This is a genomic window from Peribacillus acanthi (genome assembly GCF_003073175.1).
In the GTDB taxonomy this organism is placed as follows: Bacteria; Bacillota; Bacilli; order Bacillales; family DSM-1321; genus Bacillus_BN; species Bacillus_BN acanthi.
The window spans coordinates 26,088-48,317 of sequence record NZ_QBBX01000007.1; the positions used below are offsets into that span (position 1 = coordinate 26,088).

The following is a 22,230-nucleotide window of genomic DNA, read 5'->3' on the forward strand; positions in this document are numbered from 1 at the left end:
TTTTGTACTTAATAAGAATGACTCTTAAGTAAGGGAATTGGGGAGAATTTAGTGTCTATTAGATTAAGAGCTTATTTTGCAATTTGTTTTGCGATAGGTGTTTTTATTTTAACCGCAATCTTGAGCTATGCAATCGGAAGTTTTTCTACTTCTGTACTGAAAAGAGAGGTAGGTGGTTCTCTTTCGGAAGTAGCCTATCAAATGGTAGATAAATTGGATTACTTTATGTGGTCACGTTATAGTGAAATACAAATATTAGGTGAATTAGAAACGTTCAAGAATCCAGAAAATCCACAGGAGATACAACAGATACTAAACCATTTGAAAACGAGTATTCCATCCTTTTCATGGGTGGGTTTTACAAATGAAAAGGGTCAGGTTTTAGTTGCAACAGATGGAATATTAAAAGGAGCCGATATTTCAGAAAGACCAGTATTTCAAAATGCTCTTTCCAAACCTTTTATTGGTGATGTACACGATGCGGTCCTTTTATCAAAACTACTTCCTAATCCAACGGGAGAACCGTTACAGTTCGTGGATATAAGTACTCCAATTATGAATAACGAGAATCAATTTATAGGTGTGTTGGCTGCCCATTTCAGTTGGGAATGGACAGAGGAAATCAAGAAATCCATTTTAGAACCGTTAAAAGGGACTAGAGAGGACGTTGAGGTTTTCATTGTCAGTAAAAAAGATAAGACCGTCATTTTAGGACCAAAAGATTTAATCGGCAAACCGTTGAAGCTAGAGGGTATAGACTTTGATATGCAAAAGAATAGTTGGGATTTGGTGACTTGGCCAGATGGGAATGATTATGTGACAGGATTTGCATATGGTACAGGATACAAGGATTATAATGGATTAGGTTGGACAGTTATTGTAAGACAACCAGAGGAACTCGCATTTGTTGATTCTAAAAATCTACAAAGGTTTATCTTGACGATTGGAATTATCTCATCCATCATTTTTGCCTTCATTGGTTGGATTGTATCCTCTAGGATTTCAAAGCCACTTTTTAATATTGAACAGGCAGCAAGACTTTTAAAAACAGGGAAGATTGCTACTATACCAGTGGAGACAGGGATAAAAGATATTGAAGTATTATCATCAACTTTGAGGGAACTGGTAAGTGAATTGACCAAGACAGAGAGTGCACTAGGAAAAATGCAAACCATAGCCCATCATGATGAATTGACTGGGCTGCCGAATCGAATGGCTCTAAATCAATATATTCAAGATTTTCTAATGAAAGAGAATCGTAGTGGAAAGTCATATATGATGTTATTTATGGATTTGGATGGGTTCAAACGTGTCAATGATGAGTATGGCCACCATATGGGGGATCAGCTATTGATTCATGTTGGACAGAGGATTAAAGAGGCAATTCCTGATCATGCTTTTTTGGCAAGGTTGGGAGGGGATGAATTTGTTATCGTACTCGACTCAGCTGATAATCATAGTGAGATCGTTTCGACCATTATTCGAAATTTGAACACGCCTTTCAATCTGTCCAAATATACTATTACTATAAGCTGTAGTATAGGCGGGGCGTTATGGTCTGTTGATCATTCTAACCCAGACCATGTTTTGCAACTTGCGGATAAGGCACTGTACGCCTCTAAAAACTCAGGTAAAAATAAAGTAACATACCACAATCAGAATATGAAAGACAGTGAATACTGAATAATAAAAGATGCTATCGAAAAAAAGCATGCCGATATGACTGTGGCATGTTTTTTTAGTTTATGAGCGAAGCGAATTTAAAAATATATTTCTAAGCAATTAGATCATAATAGATTCTAAAAATTTGTTTATTTCTGACATTAAGGGATGTATAATAATGGAACATCTTTTGGGATAGGGTAGGAGTGGAGATTAGATGATGAGAAAGCTAAGAAACAACGATCATAATATGATTATCGAGTACTTGAAGGAAGAGCCTTCATTAAATCTGTTTATCATCGGGGACATTGAAGCGTTAGGGTATGATAACGAAAACCAAGATTTATGGGGAGAGTTCAATGAAAAAGATGAGTTAATAGCTGTTCTTTTGCGCTACTACAATTCTTATATTCCATATGCTAAGGGAGATTTTAATGCCTTAGCTTTTGCAGAAATCATATTAAACGATCCAGAATATGCAGCTCTTTCAGGTGTTTCTAAGGTAGTTGAAAAATTAGAACCATACCTAGAAGGAAAAGTGGGAAAAAAACAAGTCACGTATTTTTGTGAATGTACAAAGGATGACTTTACTGGTGCTTCCCAAAAACATGATGAGGTTAAACTCTTAAGTTTGGATCGTGTCGATGAATTGATTGCACTTCGAGCATCCATCGATGAGTTTATTCCCAATCCAAGGGCGAAAGAAATGATTGTTAAAGGGATAGAATCTCACACAGGTCGTACTTACTATATAGAAGTAAACAATAAAATGGCAGCAACAGCGTCCACGACTGCTGAAAACTCAATCTCAGCCATGATTGTAGGGGTATGTACCTCTAAGGATTATCGAAGACAAGGATTGGCTAGCGTCGTTATGCAACAGCTTGTTCAAGACGTTTTGGAGGAAGATAAAGTTCTTTGTTTATTTTATGACAATCCCGAAGCAGGAAGAATCTATAAGCGTTTAGGATTTAGGGATATAGGAATGTGGACGATGTTTCGTTAAATCTTACAAATTTAGGCTGACTTCAATCACTAGAAAATTACCTTTTTCTCAAGATAAGGTACTAAATCTAGTGATTGAGTCAGTCTTTTTTTATTTGGATGATGAATAATTTACTCCGTTCATTCTAGAGAATTATGGTAAAACATATAATGTTAGTGAAATCCCACATAAGACAAAGATTAAAACCAAAAAATCCAAAATAAAAAACATGACAAAGGTGTTGAATACAAAATAATCATTGTATGATGCTATTTTTACATGCTAATATTTAGATAATTTAAAATATACAAAATGGAAGCGTTTACCTTTTCTGATGAAAACCAAAAAAGATACAGGCATCCATATGCTTAAAAAAGGGGGAAGTAGTATGAAAAAGAACTTTTTTAAAAGCACCTTTGTTTCAGCAATAGCAGCTACTTTATTGTTAACTGGCTGTGCAGGGGGATCGGGATCCTCCTCTCCTACAAAAGGAGAAGAGAAAGTCTCGTTTGAAAACGTGCCTGAGCGCTTTGCTAATGGCGAAGGTGCAAAGATTAAAGTAATCCGCAAGATTGGTGGAGATGATCATACTGCTCAATTCCTAGCTGGAGCTAAAGCGGAAGGGGAAGCGCTAGGATTTACAGTTGACGTGTTTACGGCTAATGGTGATACAGCAAAGTTCCATGATGCGATTGCACAAGGACTTCAAGAAGATTATGACGGGTTCATTATTTCTCATGGTGATGATGCAGCCACTGTGGAGGATGTTAAGAAACTAACTGAAGCAGGGAAAAGTGTAGTCACCTTTGATTCTAATGGCGATTTAGCACAAGTTGAAGGGGTAACCTTAACTTCCCAAGACGATGAAGCACTAGCAACCTTAGCGCTTGATCAATTAGTGAAGGATCATAATGGCAAAGCGAATATCGTTTACCTTTGGGTAGATGGATTCCCACCAATGGTAAGACGTAACAATGTATATAAAGAAGTATTAGCGGCAAATCCAGAAATAAAAGAAGTAGAGCGCTTTGGTGTGGCGGCTGCTGATACATCCGTACAAACGCAAAATGCGGTAGCAGCAATGTTAAATAAACATCCAAAAGGAAGTATCGATGCAATTTTTGCTACTTGGGATGCGTTTGCAATTGGTGCTGCTCGTGCCATTAAAGAAGCTGGCAGAGATGAAATCAAGATTTATGGAATTGATGTATCTAATGCTGACCTTCAATTAATTCAAGAAGAAAATAGTCCATGGAAATACACAGCAGCTGTTGATCCGAAACTGATTGGTGAAATCAACATGAGACTTTTAGCTAAAAAGCTTGCTGGTGAAGAAACTCCACAAACGTATGACTTAGAAGCTGCTCTAGTATCTGGTGAAAAACTGCAAGAATCAAAAGAACCTGTCAATATGGTGAACTTGGCAAATATCATCGAAGGCTGGGGAAAATCTTCAGAGTTTGAAGAAGAATGGATGAAAGTATTAAAAGAACATTATACGAAGAAATAGATACTAGTTTGATAGAAAAATCGGAAACACTCTCTTATTTTTTCGGTAAGAGGGTGTTTCCTTTGATTGTATATTCCTTCTAAAAGGTGGGGAATGGTGTGGAGAAGCATAATCTAGAAATGAAAGATATATCCATTGAATTTCCTGGAGTTAAAGCATTAGACAATGTTTCCTTTACTACAGAAACCGGTACGGCACATGCGCTGATTGGTGCGAATGGTGCAGGGAAGTCCACTTTAATGAAGGTACTTTCTGGAGCGTATACACATTATACAGGAGATATTTTCTTGGATGGTCATCAAGTAGATATTCGTTCGCCAAAGGATGCCCAAAATCTCGGAATTCAAATTGTTTACCAAGAAGTGGACACAGCATTGGTCCCCAATTTAACTGTTGGTGAGAATATTATGCTCAGTGAGACGGTTAATGAAATGGGCAGGAAACAATTTATTTCTTGGAATGAAATTCACCGTAAAGCCACGGCCATTCTATCGAGTATGAATGTTCACGTGCCTTCTAAAAAACTTGTAAGCCAGTTAACTCTAGCTGAAAAACAAATGGTCTTAATAGCTAGATCTGTATCAAGGCAATGTCGTTACTTAATTTTGGATGAGCCAACTGCACCACTTAGTCATTCAGAGACGAATGAGTTGTTTCGTATAGTTAGAGAATTAAAGAATAAAAATGTTGGAATCATATTTATCTCACATAGGCTTCCAGAGCTATTCGAAATCTGTGATGCCATTACCGTAATGAGAAATGGTGAATTTGTAATAAAAGAAAAAATAGCAATTAGCAATCCGAGTCGTGTAGTTGAACAAATGCTTGGTCAAAAGTTAGAGGAGCAATTTCCGAAATCTAACGTAATACCTGGAGAAACCATTCATGAGGTGATTGATTTACATGACGAAGAAAAAATACACCAGATTAGCATGAATGTCCGTGAAGGTGAAATCGTGGGACTTGCTGGTCTTGTTGGGGCCGGTAAGACGGAAATTTGTAAAGCATTATTTGGTGCTTCCAAAATCTCATCAGGTGAAATCCGATTAAGAGGGAAAAAATTAAAAATTAGTGGCCCGCATGATGCAGTGAGACATGGGATCGCTTTAGTTCCTGAAGAGAGAAGGAAAGAAGGCATTTTAGTAGAAGAGACGGTGACTTCAAACCTTTCTGCTGCGAACTTAACGGTTTTTACAAGGCTATTTGGATTCCTAGATTTTAAAGGCGAAAAGAAAAAAGCGAAAGAAATCATTGGAAGTCTTGGAATTAAAACGCCATCTGAAGAAACGCGGGTGAAAAACCTATCCGGTGGAAATCAACAAAAGGTAGCGATAGGAAAATGGCTAGTTGCCGATGCTGACGTCTATATTTTTGATGAACCAACTAAAGGGGTGGATGTTGGGGCCAAAAAGGACATTTTCGAATTGATTGCAGGACTTGCGGAACGCAGAAAGGGTATCTTGTATGCTTCCTGTGAACTCTCAGAAATCATCGGGATTACTGATCGTGTATATGTCATATATGATGGACAAGTTTCAAAAGAACTAGTAACTAGCGAAACAAAAGAAGAAGAACTTCTATTCTATTCAACAGGAGGTAAATAGGATGAACGTGTCGAATCCTGTACCAACCAACATCCCACAAAAAAAATCATTTGATTTGTTTGATTTTCTATATAAATACGGAACGATTATTACAATTATCGTTTTGATAGCGGTGTTTGCTTTATCTAATCCATCTTTTATACAAGGAAATAATATCGTCAATATTCTTCGTTCGATTTCGATTGTAACCATAATTGCAATTGGCATTACGATTTCATTATCAGTAAATGGTTTTGATTTATCGGTTGGTTCAGTAGCGAGTCTTTCTAATGCTGTTGTCATTTCAATGTTCGTATGGTTTTCCCAAAACACCGCTGTAGCCATATTTTCTGCTATCGTTGCTGCTCTGATTGTAGGTGCCCTTAATTCATTTATGATTGTCAAAATGAAGATACCGGATATGCTGATGACGTTAGCGATGATGTTCATCATTCAAGGTATTTCATTGACCTATACAAAAGGTGCATCTGTATCTCAAAACATGGTAATGCCAGACGGAACCTTCTCTACCGGAGTCATAAGCCAAATGTTTTCAAAAATTGGTCAAGTACCTTGGATTATTATCATCATGATTTTCGTTGTTGCAGTCGTGCATGTGTTCCTAACCTATACAAAGCATGGAAGATATATGTATGTAATCGGTGGGAATATTGAAGCTGCAAGACTTTCAGGTATTCCAGTCAATAAATATAAAGTAGCTGCGTACTTGCTATCTGCTTTCTTTGCAGCCATAGGCGGTATCGTGCTTGCTTCTCGTGTAATGACGGCTGAAATCAATGCAGGAGCACCTTATTTAATGGATTCAGTAGCGGCAGCGTTTATTGGTTTTTCCGTTTTAGGAGCAGGTAAGCCCAATGCGTTTGGAACTTTTGTAGGTGCTGTGTTGATCGGAATTCTTCAAAATGGACTCGTCATGATGTCTGTCCCGTATTATGCGATGGATATTGTGAAAGGAACTGTTTTAGCTTTTGCACTAGCCTTAACGTATTACAAACAAAAACATTAATGAACAATCAGATACATTCATGGAGGGATAGATGATGTCAGTTTTTACAAAAGAGTATTTTACCATGAAAGAAGAAGATGCAATTTTATATGCGACAACGAAGCTCGATATTTTTGCAGAGGATGCGGAGTTAAGCTGTAAAGAAATTGGGGACGGCAACTTGAACTATGTGTTTAAGGTCATTGATGAAAAAAATGGTAAATCTATCATCATTAAGCAAGCTGGACCTGTAGCTAGGATCTCTGATGAATTCAAACTATCTCCGGATCGCAATCGTATCGAGAGTGAAATTCTTAAGCTGCAATTCGATATTGCTCCCGGCTTTGTTCCCAAGGTCTATCACTACGATCCAATCATGAATTGCTGTGTAATGGATGATTTATCTGACCATGAAATTATGAGGACGGCATTGTTGAAGCATAAGAAGTTCCCACTTTTTGCTGATCATATTTCAACATTTATGGCGAAAACACTTTTATTAACAAGTGATGTTGTCATGGAGCATAAGCAAAAGAAAGAATTAGTAAAAAGCTTCATCAATCCAGAGCTTTGTGAAATCACTGAAGATCTCGTTTATACAGAGCCATTCTATGATTGCCCTCGAAATGACGTGTTTGAAGGTACACTTGATTTTGTTAAAGAACAGATTTGGGCAGATAAAGCTCTAGCCTTGGAAACGGCAAAATTAAAATTTGAATTTATGACCCATGCACAGTCTCTATTACATGGCGATCTGCATACAGGTTCAATTTTTATCAAGGAAGATTCTACTAAGGTCATCGATCCTGAGTTTGCATTCTATGGTCCAGCGGGCTATGACATAGGGAATGTAATTGCTAATCTGATTTTTGCCCATGCGAATGCAAAGTTTATGATTTCTGATGACCAAGAGAAAATGGATCAGTTAGAGTATTTGGAAAATACGATCATAGATGTTGTTGATTTATATAAAGTGAAGTTCAATACATTGTTTGATGAGAATGTATTAGACCGAACTGCTAAATCTGAAGGATTTAAGGAATATTACCTTGATTCCATCTTACGAGATACAGCAGCAGTTGCAGGCTTAGAGCTTTGTCGTCGCATCATTGGTTTAGCACACGTTAAGGATATAACTTCGATTACAAACGCTGAATCTAGAACACTAGCTGAAAAAATCTGTTTATCTATCGGAAAAACGTATATTCTGGAGAGAGATTCCATAAAGGATGGAGAAGATTTTGCTAAGGTAATCCGTAAGTTCTCGCAACAATTCTAAGGAGGCATCATGATGGGAAAACCTGTTGACGTAATTCAATCCGTAAGACTAGATGACGAGAGGGATACGCTCGTTTTACTAGATCAAACCTTACTTCCGAATGAAAAGAAGTTTCTTGAGCTAAAAGAAATGAAGGATATTTGGGATGCTATATATCTATTAAAGGTTCGTGGTGCACCAGCCATCGGGATTGCAGCGGCCTATGGAGTATACTTAGGAACGAAACAGTCTTCTGCTTCTACGTATGAAGAATTATATCAAGATTTCTTAAAGGTAAAGGAATATCTTGCGTCATCCCGCCCTACAGCTGTGAACCTATTTTGGGCTCTAGACCGTATGGATAATCGATTTAAAAAAGAAGAAGGTAAAAATGTAGCAGACGTAAAAGAAGCTTTACGTGAGGAATCGGAGTTGATTCGTGCCGAGGATGAAAAAGTGTGTGAATCCATTGGACAATACGCTTTGTCAGTCCTTGAACCTGGTTGGGGGATATTGACTCACTGTAATGCTGGAACCATTGCGACTGCTAAATATGGAACTGCATTGGCTCCGATTTATCTTGGGCAAGAAAAAGGCTATGACTTTAAGGTCTATGCGGATGAAACGAGACCATTATTGCAAGGTGCCCGTCTTACCGCTTGGGAACTACAAGAAGCGGGAGTCGATGTGACGCTTATTTGTGATAATATGGCTTCTATAGTCATGAAGGAAGGGAAGATCCAGGCTGTATTAGTTGGATGTGATCGTGTAGCGTTGAATGGAGATTCTGCCAATAAGATTGGAACATCGGGAGTTGCCATTTTAGCAAAGCATTATAACGTCCCATTCTATGTATGTGCTCCACTATCAACAGTAGATTTAGAGTGTAAGACCGGTGACGACATCCACATCGAACTGCGTCCATCAACGGAAATTACTTCAACATGGTATGAAAAGCCAATAGCGCCCAACGATGTCAAAACATACAACCCAGCCTTTGATGTGACTGACCATAGTTTAATCACTGGAATCATTACTGAAAATGGGATTGCGTATGCTCCGTTTGAAGAGAGTTTGCCAAAGATGTTCAAAAATTAGGTTAATAGAATGTAGGGTGGTCTTGGAGATTGCAGGCCATCCTTTTTTGTACTTAGATGAGGGAGTTGAACAAAGGTTTCTAAAAAAAGAGGTTGAATAAAATATTACAGTTGTTGTTATTTAGTCAAAATGAAGGAGAGATAAACTAATGAATTTAGGGACTCCGATAGCAATAGGGAATACAGCAAAAATATTTCTTTATAAAAACAGGATCTATAAAATATTTAATGACTACTTGACCGAAACGGTATCTTTAATTGAAGCCGATAAACAAAAATATGCTTATTCGTTTGGGCTTCCTGTACCAAAAATAATAGATGTTACTAAAATAGATGGTAAACAAGCTATCATAATGGAGTTTATCAAAGGTAGATCTAAGTGAATATTAAAATATTTAACTAGTATAAATTTTGTTATTATGTGAATACTGCCTGTAAAAAGAACAGGGAGTAGTTAATTATGATTGTATCTGAAGCTTGGAGTCTATATAAAGCAGATAAGCAAATTCAAGGCTATTCTACTCAAACATTAAAAGCGTATAGTGTCCAATTATCCTTATTAATCAATTATTTTGGTGATATAAAAATAACTGAGTTTACAACACAATCTATTAAACTATATCTTGGAAAAGTGGCAACTGAATTGAAAGCTTCTAGTCTTTGCCATCGGATCCGATTTCTTAAATCTCTGTTTAAATGGGCTCAAGATGAGAATTATGTTGTAACCAATCCAGTATCAGTAATAAAAGAGCCTAAGCTTGATATTAGGATCCCTAAGTTTTTAACAGAAGAAGAAATTGAATTACTACGAGAAGCTTGTGATACTACTTTTGAGAAAGCGCTATTTGAGTTTATGTATTCCACTGGTTGTCGAATAGGAGAGGTTGCAACCTTAGATAGACAGTCAATTAATTTCTCAGAACAGTCTGTTATTGTTTTTGGAAAAGGGAAAAAAGAAAGAGAAGTATATTTCAACACAAGATGTAGTATTTGGTTAAAAAGGTACTTAGAAGAGAGAACTGATGATCAACAATCCCTGTTTGTTACAATTAGGGCACCACATCGGATGAGCATTGCACAAATGAGATACGTAATAAAACAGATTTCAAAAAGAGCAGGAATCAATAAGTGTATTCATCCACATCAATTAAGACATAGTTACGCTACTACATTAATTAATAATGGAGCACCTTTAGAAGTAATACAAAATTTATTAGGACATGAAAAGAGCGAAACAACTAGAGTGTATGCTTATTTAAGTGGACAACTGAGACGTGAATTGTATAAAAAGTTTTTTTAATTACTCAATTGCTGTAATGGCAGCATTTTTTATTGTACTAGCGGAGATTTGTTCAAACAAACCTTACACGAAAACATCAGGTATTGTATAGAACAGGAATATAGGAGGTTGAGAAATGAAGATTAAGTACCAGACACCACCAATCAGAAATTTGGAAGGTACCTGGCACTTTTCCTTTGGAAAATACATATTAAGTACCTGTTTTTTCTGAAGTAAGTTCAATGTTTAACTTAGTCGAGGAACGTATATTGAATAGAAGGAATAGCATTCCACCTGCAATTGGCATGATATAAGATGGAATTAAGTTTAACAGAACTCCTGAAGTAAGCATCGCCAGAGGAAGCATCGTTTTCCCTATACTAATACCAATGCTGATTACTCTACCCCTATATTCATCTGGAATCTCCTTTTGCATGAAATAAGAAATCGGTATATCGATTAACGCCACGATGGCCCCAAAAAAGAACATGACAGCGCTGTAAAAAACGATATAAAAAATAGGATCTATTGGAAAACCTCCCAGCATGACTGGGAATCCTGTGATGATCATAAAAATCGATAAGGAAAAACTTAAATACTTTAAGAGAGAGGAATAGGATATTCTTTTAGTGATTTTTTTTACCATTACAGCCCCTAAAATCATACCTACGGGGAAAGCCCCTTGGATAATACCAAATTCCTTTGAACCTAGCTCAAGAACTGTATTAATGATATATGGTAATGGAATAGTCACAGCAAAACCGAGAAAGAAATTTAATGAAATTAAAAGGATAAACAAATTCATGATACTCTTTCTTTCTAACAAATAATGAAATCCATCCTTTATATCTCTAATAATATGAATTTTCCCACCAGAAGAATCTTCATTTGAATGATAATTGAAAAGCTTGAAATTAATAAACATCACCGATAATCCGGAAAAGATAAAGGATATTCCATTTATGATAATAAAAGTTCTAATATCGAAAATCGCAAACACAATTCCCCCTAGCATTGGACCCATAATAGAGGAGACTGAATCAATTATTTTACTAATGGAATTAATATTCATCAACATTTTTTCAGATACAATGTTAGGCTTAGCTGCTTCCAGCCCTACCCCAAAGAAGGTAGTAAACAATGTCATCAGAAAGGTAGTAGCATAAATAAGAAATAGATTTAATCCAAATATATTACTTAACACATAAACAGAAACTAACAACACTCCGTTAGCCAAGTCCATCGAAACAACTATTGTCTTCTTATTGAATTTATCAGCAATCACTCCAGCAAACGGATTAATAATAATCATTGGAATAATTCCTAATATGAGGGTAACTGCAAAACTTAACGCCGACCCTGTTAGCTTTAATACATATAAACCTAACGCAAAATTATAAATAGCTGTACCAAATATCGAAACGGTCTTCCCTATAGAATAGAGGAATAGGTTTTTTATTTCATTTCGGTCCTTTTCCCCACTAATACTTATTTGTAATACGTTCATGAATCATCCACCTCGCTTCACTTCTTTAAAATAAAGTTTAAGTCGTAGGGTGGACCCAATATCAATATATAGATTCAATGAAATTTTTAGAGGGAAAATACAAAAGATAGGGTTTACCCTACCTTTTTCCAAAACACGTATAGGTACATATCACTTCACCCTGTACAAAGAAATCCTCGTACCTTCCGCCTTTATCAATAGATTCAGAAGTCCTGTCCTCCAGGATAATGTACTTTAACTCTCTAATGTTTTTCTGAATTTTATTTATTGAAAAGTTATCTCTATATTTGGGTTCGATTTTGCTTTTGTGACTGAAATTTTCAAAACCAAAATAGGACCCCAATAAATATCCGTCGGGTTTAACTAGGGAATCCACTTGAAGAAGCAAAAACTTCTCATGAGAAAAGCTATAATTGCTTGTCCCCGATTGATCGATTACCATATCGACAGAATGATTCTGTATAGGAATGTCTAAAAAGTCTGTACAAATAAAAAGAACCCTTCTTTTGATATCAATCTTTTCAAGCACACTTTTTAAAAATCGATGCCGCTCCAAATTGCGATCAACAGCAATATATAGGCAATCCTCTGGCAATTCTTGATAAATATTTCGCAAAAAGAATCCAGCTCCTGTTCCTAACTCAAGTAGTACTTTATTATGCAAATCAACTTGACCAAGCTTTCTTTTTGCCCAGTGAAGTCCTATATTTAGATTTTCTAAAAAACCTGGGTCTGTTTCATGAATATATTCGGGAATATTATTTTCAAAAGAAATTCCGGCGATAGACTGGAATGGTTTACCGATACTTAATATACCCGATTCAATAGAATACTCTTCTCCACAATTGCAGGTTAGTTTTCCTTCCAGAATCTGATTCCTACTGATCATCCCAGCTTGAAGGGTGAGTGATTCACTACAATTTAAGCATTTCAGTATATCAAGTACTTTTAAATCAATCCCCATCATTGAGCTAGATTCCGCAGATTTTACTGATATATCTTCCAATTTCTGCGTTAGTTTGTCTTTACTTTTTACTAAATTATTTATTTCCTGTTCCAACTTCTCGTATTTATCCAAAAACAGAGATTGATAGTAGGTATCTTTTTCATAATCCGTAAATTTCCCAATTTTTTTATAAAGAAAGATCATTTTAATCTCATTTAAACTAAAACCCATCGCTTTATATTCCAAAATAAGCTCTAAATCATTTTGACATCGCCCATCAAAATAGTACTGCCCACCCTTCTTTTCGGGCACGATTAATCCTAAATCCATATAGTGTCTAATTGTATCAATACTTAATTTATTCGCTTCTCCAAATTTACCGATTCTCATCGTATCATCACCAGTACAAATTATTTATAAGGAGTAGTTCTTTTTCCGAGTTAAAAAATCCTACAAAAATGAGAAATATTAATTAAAACTATTTAGTAGTAACGGGTATGAGATAAAGGCTAAGATGGATTTTATTACCTAGGGTTAGTGTGACTTTTTTTATTTTCTTAGTGCAAAAGGAATGATAGGGAAAAAGTTGAATTACTATTGAGGATAGACATGTAAAATGTTTGGAGGTCGTACAATGACTAAAGATCTACAGGATTTTTTGTCAAATATAACTTGGTTTTTTAGAGAACCTAAAAAACTATTGGTAATTGGTGAAAGACATTTTCAAGGCTCTATAGAATTTGAAAATACATTTCCACTACTAACTAGTTTATTGAAAAAGGCCAGGATAACGAAGGTCCAATATGAAAATACAACATATGAACTCTTTGGTTGGACAGGGTATGTTGGTGATTCAATGGGTTGGCTTTGTGAAGAACCGGTTTACCTTAAAGATAATACGAAGTCTCTTCACCCTGATCATGTACTTTTACTTCAGAATTTCGGGGGTATAACTGAGAGGTGGAACGAACCTGAAGATACTTGGTTATGTAATCTAAATTATGCATTACCTTATGATTATGCAGAGGAAGGCTTTAATGGATGGGAAGAGCCGTTCTTAGAATATTGTGAAGAAGAAGGGTTTAACGTTGAGTGCCATTCTCGGCATAGCTAAGAGATATAAGAGTATAAGTGTTTTTGCTGTATATATATTTTTTGTTTCACTTGGCTTTGTTTATGATTATGCTTTTGCTATGAAGGGCGATAAACTACCATTTCCATTTCAAAATATAATGAACTTATTGTATTTGATTTTCCCCGTGATTGTGTGGATATTCTTCACTTATTGTGTTGTGATTTCTATTACCGTCTTTATAAAAAATTAAAGGTTAGAAATAGAAATTACTAACTGTATAATTCTTATTTATCTGAAGGGTCAGGATAATTCAAGTAGGAAATATTTAATACTCGTAGAAATTCTCAATGGACAAGAATCGTCAATGAAATAATAATCCAATTTAAAGGAGATTTTATGATGAAATTTTTGTGTATAGGTTACTTTCAACCAGAGAAAATGAATGAACGTACCAATGGTGAGATCGAAGCTATTATGAGCGAATGCAGCCCCCATCTCCAGCGATTTTATAACAGCGGTCAAGTGATGATGGACGTCGGTGTGGAAAAGGTAGTCAAATCCTTACGCCGTGAGAATGGGAAGGTTAAGGTTATGAACAACCAATTAGTCGAAACCAACGAGATGATAGGAAGTGTGTTCCTAATTGAGGCAAATGATATGGAAGAAGCAATTCGTATTGCTTCCTTACATCCCACCACACAGTTAGATGCTGGTGAGGAGTTAGGCTGGAGGATAGAAATTCGTCCAGTCCATTACTTCGAAAAGAGCGAATAGAAGATAGAAACCTTGCATTCATTTAACAAGGAATGCATTTTTCTTATTGAACAAACGGGGCAGGTTAGCTGTGCGAAATGTTTCTAGCTTAAATGGAGGATGGTCACATTACTCTGATAAAGGCTAGACAGTTCCTTTCGGAACTGAAGGATTATATCGAAGAATCAAATGATAGGGTAACGCCTTGAAGGGTTCTCTCTTAATCGAATGGCACTGGATTTAGTAAGAATGATAGTGTTATAAGCTCGGTGAAAAGGCGTGAGAATTTACCGTACCAGTTCGGCTGACGAAAGCCTACCCGCGGGGGTGGTGTAAATCATGATGCTTGTGTTGAATGAATACGGTGAGAATGCGAATAAACCTACAATAAAAGGTTAAGCTGACGAACTTCTGAATGTACGGGTCTATAACTGCGATACATAGAAATGTGTATATCACCAAATTGTGAGGTTAGATGTGGATGAGTAAAAATAGCTAATATGAAAATCCATGATACGTTACAGGCGTATGAATACTAACAGGCTTAAAGGAAGCACCTAAGTTCATTCTATAATAGATATAATTCAACGTTGTAAGCTGATAACGTGGAGGACTTACTTCCGATGAAACGGTGGCAAGGAAACCATTAATGATAGTAGTTATTGCATAACTTGCCTTTGTATCAGTGAAAGTGGTGGTACAGTACCAATGAAATGTCTAATCCACATGGAGGGATAGCCACTAGACTAAATGAAGATTTATTCAACCATGTAAGACAGTTCTTTAACGATTAATAAGGTTCTCGTGAGACTAAAAGAGGTTTAACTCCGAAAGGAGTTGCCGACTTATTGAAACGGAAGAAACTGAGACACAATGAGTATTATAGTATGCAAGATTGTTTTGACAAACTATACGCTCAAAGTGTCAGTGGTTATCACTTCTATGACTTAACGGAATTAATGAGTTCTGATGATAATATACGACTTGCTTACCGAAACATTAAAAGACATTCAGGTAGCAAAACTGCGGGCACAGATAAATTAAAAATTGATGATATTCTATATTTGTCAGTGGAAGATGTAATTGAAAAGGTTCAAGCTATGTTCAAATGGTATGAACCACAACCAGTAAGGCGTGCTTTCATTCCGAAAGGAAAAGGAAAAACAAGACCATTGGGGATTCCAACAATTTGGGATAGAATCTTCCAACAATGCATTCTTCAAATCTTAGAGCCAATTTGTGAAGCTAAATTCCATAAACATAGTTATGGATTCAGACCGAATCGCAGCACTCATCATGCCAAAACCAGGCTTGAATTTCTTATTAATCAAGCTGGACTTTACCATTGTGTCGATGTAGATATAAAAGGATTCTTTGACAACGTGAATCATAGTAAGTTACTAAAACAAATGTGGTCACTTGGCATAAAAGACAAACCACTTCTTTCTATTATATCTAGACTTTTAAAAGCAGAAATAGAAGGAGAGGGTATCCCAAGCAGAGGAACCCCGCAAGGAGGAATTTTGTCTCCCTTATTATCCAACATTGTATTAAATGAAATGGATTGGTGGGTCAGTGACCAATGGGAAACGTTTAAAAGTAGATATACATACTCAACCAATGGAAGTAAGTATCAGTTCCTAAAGAAAACAGCTTTAAAAGAATGCTTTATCGTCCGCTATGCGGACGATTTTAAAGTAATGTGCCGAACAAGGTCACAGGCAATTAGAATAAATTATGCAGTGAAAGACTTTTTGAAAAACAGATTACATCTAGAAACGAGTGAAGAGAAATCTAGGGTTATCAACTTAAAGAAGAACTCTTCCGAGTTTCTTGGTTTTTCAATAAAAGCCATTAGAAAAGGAAAAACAAGATTTGGCTATGTAGCTAGGTCTGATATGTCTAATAAGGCGAAAGAAAATGCATTCCAGAAGATTAAGGAAGCCATAAAAGTAGTCAAGAAAAAGCCGAGCATACAGACTGTTTGGAATTTCAATACTGTAGTTATGGGGATTCAAAATTATTACTCTGTCGCTACTCAAATTACAATTAATCTTAATGAGTTAAACTCTCATTTACGCAGAACGTTATATAATCAACTGAAGAATATTAGAACAGAGGCAATTTTTCATGATATGACTAAGACCTTACAGAAAAGGTACAAGGATTACAAGACTAAACTATTCAGGATACAAGGAATGGTTTTTGTGCCTATCCATGCTCAACGTTGGAAAAATACACTTTGTTTTTCCCAACAGACTTGTAACTATACTACCGAAGGTAGAGCAAGAATACACAATAGTCTGAAGGCAATTGATAAAACTATGCTTTCTTACATCATGAGAAACTACATTCCAAATCGATCTATTGAATATAATGACAACAGGATCAGTAAGTTCATTGCCCAATATGGTAAGTGTGCCATTTTAGGAGTAGAGTTAGGGATTAATGAATGGCATTGTCATCACATTACCCCATTTCACCTTTCAAAAGATGATAGCTATTCAAATTTAATTATTGTGGATAAAGCTATTCACCAACTGATTCATCTAAAAGACAAGGTTAAAATTGAAACTCTTCTAGCAACTTTAAAGCTTAACTCTAAGCAAAGAGAAAAAGTAAATAAACTTCGATTAAAATGTCAAAATGAAATAATCTAACATTGGAAATACAGCACTCGTCTGCTTAATACATAGAAAGAATAAATTGGTTTAGTTGGAACGCCGTATGAGGTGAAAGTCTCATGTACGGTGTGAACGGGGGGAAAAGGGAGCGATAACTTCAAACCCTTACCTATCTGTATTAAGAAGAAAAATCCTTGTCCTCCTTTCTAATGGTATTATAAGGGAAAAAGGTAATTGGGGGATAACGATGTTAAAAAGGAGATATGGGAATCGTTCAGAATGGAAACGAGTTTTACAAAGACAATATGCCCAATCATTTCTTGATACGGAGGATTTTAAGGGATATATAACTTTACTCCATACCATTGAGGTATCTAAACCCTCATTTGTTAATTATGGCGAGAAAAATGTATGCATTGTCGATGATGGATATATGTGGCTTCAGCAATTTCCTTTGGAAAAAAATCATTCGGTAACGACAATGTTTGATGCTAATGGTGACATTGTTCAATGGTATATAGATATATGCTTTTGCAATGGAATAGAAAATGGGATTCCTTGGTGGTATGACTTATTCTTAGATATTGTTTTGTTGCCGACTGGTGAAGTAATCGAAAAAGATGCGGAGGAACTTGAGGATGCTTTATCAACGGGAATTATTGATAAACGTCTCTACGATATGGCATGGAACGAATTCAATGATATAAAAAGGCTATTAAGCAGTGGGGATTTTGATTTAATAAAATTATCAAACGCTCACAAGGAAAGCTTATCTGATTTACTGAAGTAGATATTAAAAGGACATGAGTTAAAGATCCACCTGATGTGGTGGCTTTTTTATTGGAGTAAAGGGAACTTAGAACAATAAATCATAAAAAATATTCAAAACTTTTCCATATAATCTATAATTATTAAATAAAAAAACAATGTTTAGTAGGAGGGGATACAAATGTTTGTTGTAAATGTTGAAGGAGCTATTTTAAAAGATGGGAAATGGCTAATTATAGAACGAGGTTCAGAACTAGGACACGCTGCTGGGACTCTTTCTTTAGTAGGTGGGCAAGTTGAAGATGAGGGAAATAAATACGACATTATTGAAAATACACTTAAGCGAGAGATTCTTGAGGAAGTTGGTATCGAAGTAAAGGATAACTTGAAATATGTTCATAGCTCATCATTTTTAGCTGATGATGGATGTAAGGTTATTGATATAGTTTTACTTTGTGAACATAAAAATGGTGTACCTTTTAGAAATAGCCCCAAAGAAGTAGCAAATATCTATTGGATGAGTACCGAAGAGGTTATTAATCACTCTAAAGCTCCAACTTGGACTAAGGAAAGTATCAAACGAGCAGATTTGTTGCTTCATAAATATTAAGCTGGTATCTATTCAATTATATAATTTAATAAGATAATTATCTTTGTGGAGAAAGAATGATGAAAAAAATATATGTTATAAGGCACTGTGAAGCTGAAGGACAGCCATCCGAAGCAAAGCTTACGAATAAAGGGGATATACAAGCTTTAGAATTAGCAGAATTTTTTCTTGACACTAAAATAGATCGTATTATTTCAAGTCCGTATAAGCGTGCTATTCAATCTATACAGCCACTTGCAAATCTATTGAATGTTGAGATTGAATTAAATAGCCTATTATCAGAACGTGTACTAAGCACAAATAATTATTCTGATTGGTATGAAAAGCTAAGGAATACATTTAATGATTTTGAATTGAAATTTGAAGGTGGAGAGTCAAGTCAAGAAGCAGCAAAACGAATAATAGGGGTTGTAGAAGAGGTTTTTAAAAGTGAGAATGAAAATACAATCATTGTTACACACGGTAATTTAATGGCTTTATTATTAAATTATGTCAATAAAAAATTTGGATTTGATGATTGGAAAAATCTATCTAACCCCGATGTTTTTCTTTTGAAAGTTCAAAATGATAATGTTACTTATGCAAGGTTATGGAAACAAGATTAGAAAAAAGTGAAGACAGATAGTGAGGACTACACTATAGTGAGCGATATCCAGAAGGGTTATCGCTCTTTTAATAAGCTGATATGTCACTATAGTGTCTGGTTAGAGGATATATTCCATTGGGAGGTTTAGTAACATGATCAGAAGAGCTGTGGGCGCAATTATTTTTCAAGAAAATAAGTTTTTAATTGTACATAAAACAAAAATAAATACCATTGTAGGGAAACAAAGTATCAAAGGAGAATGGGATTTTATTAAGGGTGGAGTAAAAGAGAGCGATAGTGATTTAAAAGATTCACTATTACGAGAACTAAAAGAAGAAACAGGTTCCACAAATTTTAAAGTTGTAAAAGAATTTAATGAAAAAATTAGCTTTGAATTTCCTGATGAAATTAAATCGAAAATTGGCTATGAAAAACAGGAAACCACCATGTTCCTCGTTGAGTTTTTAGGCAATATGAACTTACTAAGTCCAATTGATAATGAAATAAGTGATATTAAATTCTTTGAAAGAGAAAACGTTCTAGAAATACTTACTCACTCAGACACAAAAGATTATTTTCTAAAACAATTAAAATAATACATATTGTTTTTTGTAGCAGTAAAATTGTGAAGGTTTTCACTACGGGGCAAGAGTTAATGAGGGTGATCGCTGCGGCGGTCTTTTTGTTTGTTCGACTAAAGGGTCAGTTTAGTTTAAGAAGGTAATAGTATTTCTTTTGTTGAATTAATCCTTAATCGTGAAAATATGAGGTTATTATATGACAAATACAACTATTCAACAAAAACAAATATGTGAAAAATTTGGAGCAGATTTTTACCCAGCAGATGAAAATCTAAAATTGGGCATTTCGAATAATGTTAAAGGGGATTTAATGCCTATTAATGGTTTAAGATTAGTTCCAGATGAAGGAACAACTGGTTGGTTTATCTGGGCTGGTGAGGAACTTATTGATGATCCAGATTTCTTTTTACCTATACATACTGTGCATTTAAATGATTGGGTTGATGATATAAAGAAGTATCTTGGTCTGGCTCCAGGTTGGAGGTTTTTAATTGCTGGAGATTATGTTGATGTATGGTTTGATGAAGAACTTCTAAAATAGTTATCGGTAGTATTTACAACGTTTAAATAAGATACTATTCTACTATGTTACGAGTAGGTTAATGGATGTATTTGTTACGGAGGGTGTAATGGGGACATTAAAATGGATTCAAAAATGGTATTTAGAACAATGTAATGATGATTGGGAACAAGGATATGGAATACGAATTAATACAATAGATAATCCTGGATGGAGTGTAATGATTAGTGTGGAAGATACTGATGTAAAGGATAAACCCTTTGAAAGTATAGATATTGAACGGAGTGAAACTGACTGGGTTTATTGTAAGACTAACTATGATCAAAAACAGGATAGTTTTCACTTTGTTGGATATGGTGGTCCAAAAAACTTAGAGGAAATTTTAGATATTTTTAAAGAATGGGTTGAAAGATAATAAAATTCATATTTTTGCTAACGGTCAGGTTAGCTGAAGAAGGAGAGTTGAGCCGAAACGTAGAACTTATTTTCAATATGTTCTAAGAATGTGGTGATTTTAATGACAGGAAAGAAACGTAAACGAATCAAAATTGGGGATGTATATGCTATACCTTTGCCTAATGACAAATATGCTTTCGGTAGAATATTTAAAGATGCTGGCATAGGAATTTATAAATATATCGGGGAAAGTATTGAAGACATTCCAAAGGATGAGGAGTACCAATTTATTGTTGGTGTATATGAATATGTTCTAAAATCAGGAGATTGGACAGTTGTAGAAAATCGCCCTTTTAAAAGTGATGATGAAGCATATCCACCTCCTACTTGTATCATTGATAGTATTTCAGGTGAATATTCCGTTTACCATAAAGGGGAAATTCGAAGTGCAACTAAATCGGAATGTAAAGGATTAGAAGTAGCGTCAGTTTGGGCGGATAATCACATCATTGATAGGATTATGGGTGATGATAAGTGGCACAGAGATGATAAAATTTAATTTTTCATTGTTCCACTATGGGGACAGAAGTTAATGAGGGTGACTGCTGCGGTCTTTTTGTTTGTTTGACTAACGGGGCAGGTTTGTGAAAGAAGAAATGATAAAATAATGTAATTAAAAGTTGCTGGAGGGGTTCGAAGTGAAGCGACCAATTGGAGTTCATATAGAAGGTAGTATTTATGCAAAGAACGGGGACGATTTAAAAAACGATGAATTTTTGGATGCTTTTATTGAATTTATGGAAAGTAAGGGATGGAGTTTCGGTGGGGGTAGTTCCCAAATAGATGAAGAAGGCAAAAAGATAATAAATATAGATTAATAAGGGGTCTATTTACTTATTTGGAGGAATGGAAGAATGACTATCCTTTTAGTTTCAGTGTTAGTGATAACACTGATCATTACATGGTGGGAGATTGACCATCAACGCAATAAACATCCTCGAAGGAATAAAAAGAAATAATAAACTACTTGATATGTGGGATAATCCTATTTGATGAAATCCTTACTGAGCTAAAGTAAGCAGAATAGTTAAAATCAAAAGTCTTCAATCTTAAAAAGAAAAGCGATTTGAAACTTAATATAACTTTGTACAGGAGTAGTATGGAATGAAGGATTTATTATTATATTTAATGGCATTCTTAGGAATCTTAGTTATGATAATTAGTGTGATTAATATGTACATCATTGACATGAAAAATAAGAAGTGTTATGAAAAGAAAAGCAAATCGAAACAAAAAAAATTGATGATAATTGGGTTAATTGTTTTTATTTTGTCACGAATTTTACATGGGCAACTTCTTTAAGGATTCCATGTTGAAGGTGAGGACTTAACTTGGGCGGTGATCCAAAAGGATTATCGCTCTTTATTATGGATTTATGATTAAGTGCTTCTATAGTAGTAAAGGGCAGATAAGTTGAAGATTGT

Annotated in this window: 21 protein-coding genes and 1 pseudogene; 20 read left to right on the top strand and 2 right to left on the bottom strand. The window is 35.3% G+C overall.

What is annotated here, in order from left to right; all coding sequences use genetic code 11:
* Window positions 1-51: 51 nt before the first annotated feature.
* The 9 genes and pseudogenes from DBX25_RS08630 to DBX25_RS08670 all read left to right on the top strand — a co-directional run bounded on the left by DBX25_RS08630 (window position 52) and on the right by DBX25_RS08670 (window position 10,401).
* Window positions 52-1,683, top strand: coding sequence for a sensor domain-containing diguanylate cyclase (locus DBX25_RS08630; protein WP_108670390.1), 1,632 nt, complete (start codon window positions 52-54; stop codon window positions 1,681-1,683).
* A 196-nt stretch (window positions 1,684-1,879) separates the two neighbouring features.
* Window positions 1,880-2,668, top strand: a complete 789-nt coding sequence (locus DBX25_RS08635; protein WP_108670391.1) for a GNAT family N-acetyltransferase — start codon at window positions 1,880-1,882, stop codon at window positions 2,666-2,668.
* A gap of 367 nt (window positions 2,669-3,035) precedes the next feature.
* On the top strand, window positions 3,036-4,157 hold the full coding sequence (locus tag DBX25_RS08640) for a sugar ABC transporter substrate-binding protein (RefSeq protein ID WP_108670392.1): 1,122 nt from the start codon (window positions 3,036-3,038) through the stop codon (window positions 4,155-4,157).
* Between the two features lie 119 nt (window positions 4,158-4,276).
* On the top strand, window positions 4,277-5,761 hold the full coding sequence (locus DBX25_RS08645) for a sugar ABC transporter ATP-binding protein (RefSeq protein WP_108670567.1): 1,485 nt from the start codon (window positions 4,277-4,279) through the stop codon (window positions 5,759-5,761).
* Between the two features lies 1 nt (window position 5,762).
* Window positions 5,763-6,767 carry an ABC transporter permease gene (locus DBX25_RS08650; protein ID WP_108670393.1) on the top strand — a complete coding sequence of 335 codons (1,005 nt, stop codon included), beginning with the start codon at window positions 5,763-5,765 and terminating at the stop codon, window positions 6,765-6,767.
* 34 nt (window positions 6,768-6,801) lie between these two features.
* Entirely contained in the window at window positions 6,802-8,025 is a 1,224-nt protein-coding gene (gene mtnK / locus DBX25_RS08655; RefSeq protein WP_108670394.1) for an S-methyl-5-thioribose kinase, read from the top strand.
* Window positions 8,026-8,037: 12 nt separating this feature from the next.
* Complete coding sequence (gene mtnA, locus DBX25_RS08660) at window positions 8,038-9,102, top strand: S-methyl-5-thioribose-1-phosphate isomerase (RefSeq protein WP_205685200.1); 1,065 nt, start codon at window positions 8,038-8,040, stop codon at window positions 9,100-9,102.
* Window positions 9,103-9,250: 148 nt separating this feature from the next.
* Window positions 9,251-9,478: pseudogene (locus tag DBX25_RS08665) on the top strand (aminoglycoside phosphotransferase family protein); the annotation flags it as partial.
* 83 nt (window positions 9,479-9,561) lie between these two features.
* On the top strand, window positions 9,562-10,401 hold the full coding sequence (locus tag DBX25_RS08670; RefSeq protein ID WP_108670396.1) for a tyrosine-type recombinase/integrase: 840 nt from the start codon (window positions 9,562-9,564) through the stop codon (window positions 10,399-10,401).
* Between the two features lie 190 nt (window positions 10,402-10,591).
* Here the strand turns inward: DBX25_RS08670 and DBX25_RS08675 are convergent, their stop codons facing one another.
* The gene (locus tag DBX25_RS08675) at window positions 10,592-11,887 is read right to left on the bottom strand and encodes an MFS transporter (protein ID WP_108670397.1); all 1,296 of its coding nucleotides are present in this window, start codon (window positions 11,885-11,887) and stop codon (window positions 10,592-10,594) included.
* Window positions 11,888-12,005: 118 nt separating this feature from the next.
* On the bottom strand, window positions 12,006-13,223 hold the full coding sequence (locus DBX25_RS08680; protein ID WP_108670398.1) for a methyltransferase domain-containing protein: 1,218 nt from the start codon (window positions 13,221-13,223) through the stop codon (window positions 12,006-12,008).
* A 244-nt stretch (window positions 13,224-13,467) separates the two neighbouring features.
* Between DBX25_RS08680 and DBX25_RS08685 the strand changes: the two genes are divergently transcribed.
* The 11 genes from DBX25_RS08685 to DBX25_RS08740 all read left to right on the top strand — a co-directional run bounded on the left by DBX25_RS08685 (window position 13,468) and on the right by DBX25_RS08740 (window position 21,624).
* Window positions 13,468-13,947 carry a hypothetical protein gene (locus DBX25_RS08685; RefSeq protein ID WP_108670399.1) on the top strand — a complete coding sequence of 160 codons (480 nt, stop codon included), beginning with the start codon at window positions 13,468-13,470 and terminating at the stop codon, window positions 13,945-13,947.
* Window positions 13,948-14,304: 357 nt separating this feature from the next.
* Entirely contained in the window at window positions 14,305-14,682 is a 378-nt protein-coding gene (locus tag DBX25_RS08695; RefSeq protein ID WP_240620216.1) for a YciI family protein, read from the top strand.
* Window positions 14,683-15,509: 827 nt separating this feature from the next.
* Window positions 15,510-17,321, top strand: a complete 1,812-nt coding sequence (ltrA, locus tag DBX25_RS08700; protein WP_476704049.1) for a group II intron reverse transcriptase/maturase — start codon at window positions 15,510-15,512, stop codon at window positions 17,319-17,321.
* Between the two features lie 211 nt (window positions 17,322-17,532).
* Window positions 17,533-18,075 carry a ribonuclease FAU-1 family protein gene (locus DBX25_RS08705; protein ID WP_108670402.1) on the top strand — a complete coding sequence of 181 codons (543 nt, stop codon included), beginning with the start codon at window positions 17,533-17,535 and terminating at the stop codon, window positions 18,073-18,075.
* Between the two features lie 159 nt (window positions 18,076-18,234).
* Complete coding sequence (locus tag DBX25_RS08710; RefSeq protein WP_108670403.1) at window positions 18,235-18,663, top strand: NUDIX hydrolase; 429 nt, start codon at window positions 18,235-18,237, stop codon at window positions 18,661-18,663.
* Window positions 18,664-18,719: 56 nt separating this feature from the next.
* Window positions 18,720-19,268, top strand: coding sequence for a histidine phosphatase family protein (locus DBX25_RS08715; protein ID WP_338066675.1), 549 nt, complete (start codon window positions 18,720-18,722; stop codon window positions 19,266-19,268).
* A gap of 133 nt (window positions 19,269-19,401) precedes the next feature.
* Complete coding sequence (locus DBX25_RS08720; protein WP_108670405.1) at window positions 19,402-19,845, top strand: NUDIX domain-containing protein; 444 nt, start codon at window positions 19,402-19,404, stop codon at window positions 19,843-19,845.
* A 181-nt stretch (window positions 19,846-20,026) separates the two neighbouring features.
* Window positions 20,027-20,371 (top strand): immunity protein Imm33 domain-containing protein, encoded by a 345-nt coding sequence (locus DBX25_RS08725; RefSeq protein ID WP_108670406.1) that lies wholly within the window; start codon window positions 20,027-20,029, stop codon window positions 20,369-20,371.
* Window positions 20,372-20,459: 88 nt separating this feature from the next.
* Entirely contained in the window at window positions 20,460-20,765 is a 306-nt protein-coding gene (locus DBX25_RS08730; RefSeq protein WP_108670407.1) for an immunity 53 family protein, read from the top strand.
* 102 nt (window positions 20,766-20,867) lie between these two features.
* On the top strand, window positions 20,868-21,305 hold the full coding sequence (locus DBX25_RS08735; RefSeq protein ID WP_108670408.1) for an Imm26 family immunity protein: 438 nt from the start codon (window positions 20,868-20,870) through the stop codon (window positions 21,303-21,305).
* A 139-nt stretch (window positions 21,306-21,444) separates the two neighbouring features.
* Window positions 21,445-21,624, top strand: coding sequence for a hypothetical protein (locus DBX25_RS08740; protein WP_108670409.1), 180 nt, complete (start codon window positions 21,445-21,447; stop codon window positions 21,622-21,624).
* The last annotated feature ends 606 nt before the right edge of the window (window positions 21,625-22,230 follow it).

Coding starts and splice junctions, on each gene's coding strand:
- DBX25_RS08680 (WP_108670398.1), bottom strand. CDS start 13,223: ATGAGAATCGGTAAATTTGGAGAAGCGAATAAATTAAGTATTGATACA.
- DBX25_RS08650 (WP_108670393.1), top strand. CDS start 5,763: ATGAACGTGTCGAATCCTGTACCAACCAACATCCCACAAAAAAAATCA.
- DBX25_RS08695 (WP_240620216.1), top strand. CDS start 14,305: ATGATGAAATTTTTGTGTATAGGTTACTTTCAACCAGAGAAAATGAAT.
- DBX25_RS08645 (WP_108670567.1), top strand. CDS start 4,277: ATGAAAGATATATCCATTGAATTTCCTGGAGTTAAAGCATTAGACAAT.
- mtnK (WP_108670394.1), top strand. CDS start 6,802: ATGTCAGTTTTTACAAAAGAGTATTTTACCATGAAAGAAGAAGATGCA.
- DBX25_RS08635 (WP_108670391.1), top strand. CDS start 1,880: ATGATGAGAAAGCTAAGAAACAACGATCATAATATGATTATCGAGTAC.
- mtnA (WP_205685200.1), top strand. CDS start 8,038: ATGGGAAAACCTGTTGACGTAATTCAATCCGTAAGACTAGATGACGAG.
- DBX25_RS08730 (WP_108670407.1), top strand. CDS start 20,460: ATGGGGACATTAAAATGGATTCAAAAATGGTATTTAGAACAATGTAAT.
- DBX25_RS08685 (WP_108670399.1), top strand. CDS start 13,468: ATGACTAAAGATCTACAGGATTTTTTGTCAAATATAACTTGGTTTTTT.
- DBX25_RS08675 (WP_108670397.1), bottom strand. CDS start 11,887: ATGAACGTATTACAAATAAGTATTAGTGGGGAAAAGGACCGAAATGAA.
- DBX25_RS08640 (WP_108670392.1), top strand. CDS start 3,036: ATGAAAAAGAACTTTTTTAAAAGCACCTTTGTTTCAGCAATAGCAGCT.
- DBX25_RS08720 (WP_108670405.1), top strand. CDS start 19,402: ATGATCAGAAGAGCTGTGGGCGCAATTATTTTTCAAGAAAATAAGTTT.
- DBX25_RS08710 (WP_108670403.1), top strand. CDS start 18,235: ATGTTTGTTGTAAATGTTGAAGGAGCTATTTTAAAAGATGGGAAATGG.
- DBX25_RS08735 (WP_108670408.1), top strand. CDS start 20,868: ATGACAGGAAAGAAACGTAAACGAATCAAAATTGGGGATGTATATGCT.
- DBX25_RS08725 (WP_108670406.1), top strand. CDS start 20,027: ATGACAAATACAACTATTCAACAAAAACAAATATGTGAAAAATTTGGA.
- DBX25_RS08670 (WP_108670396.1), top strand. CDS start 9,562: ATGATTGTATCTGAAGCTTGGAGTCTATATAAAGCAGATAAGCAAATT.
- DBX25_RS08715 (WP_338066675.1), top strand. CDS start 18,720: ATGATGAAAAAAATATATGTTATAAGGCACTGTGAAGCTGAAGGACAG.
- DBX25_RS08705 (WP_108670402.1), top strand. CDS start 17,533: ATGTTAAAAAGGAGATATGGGAATCGTTCAGAATGGAAACGAGTTTTA.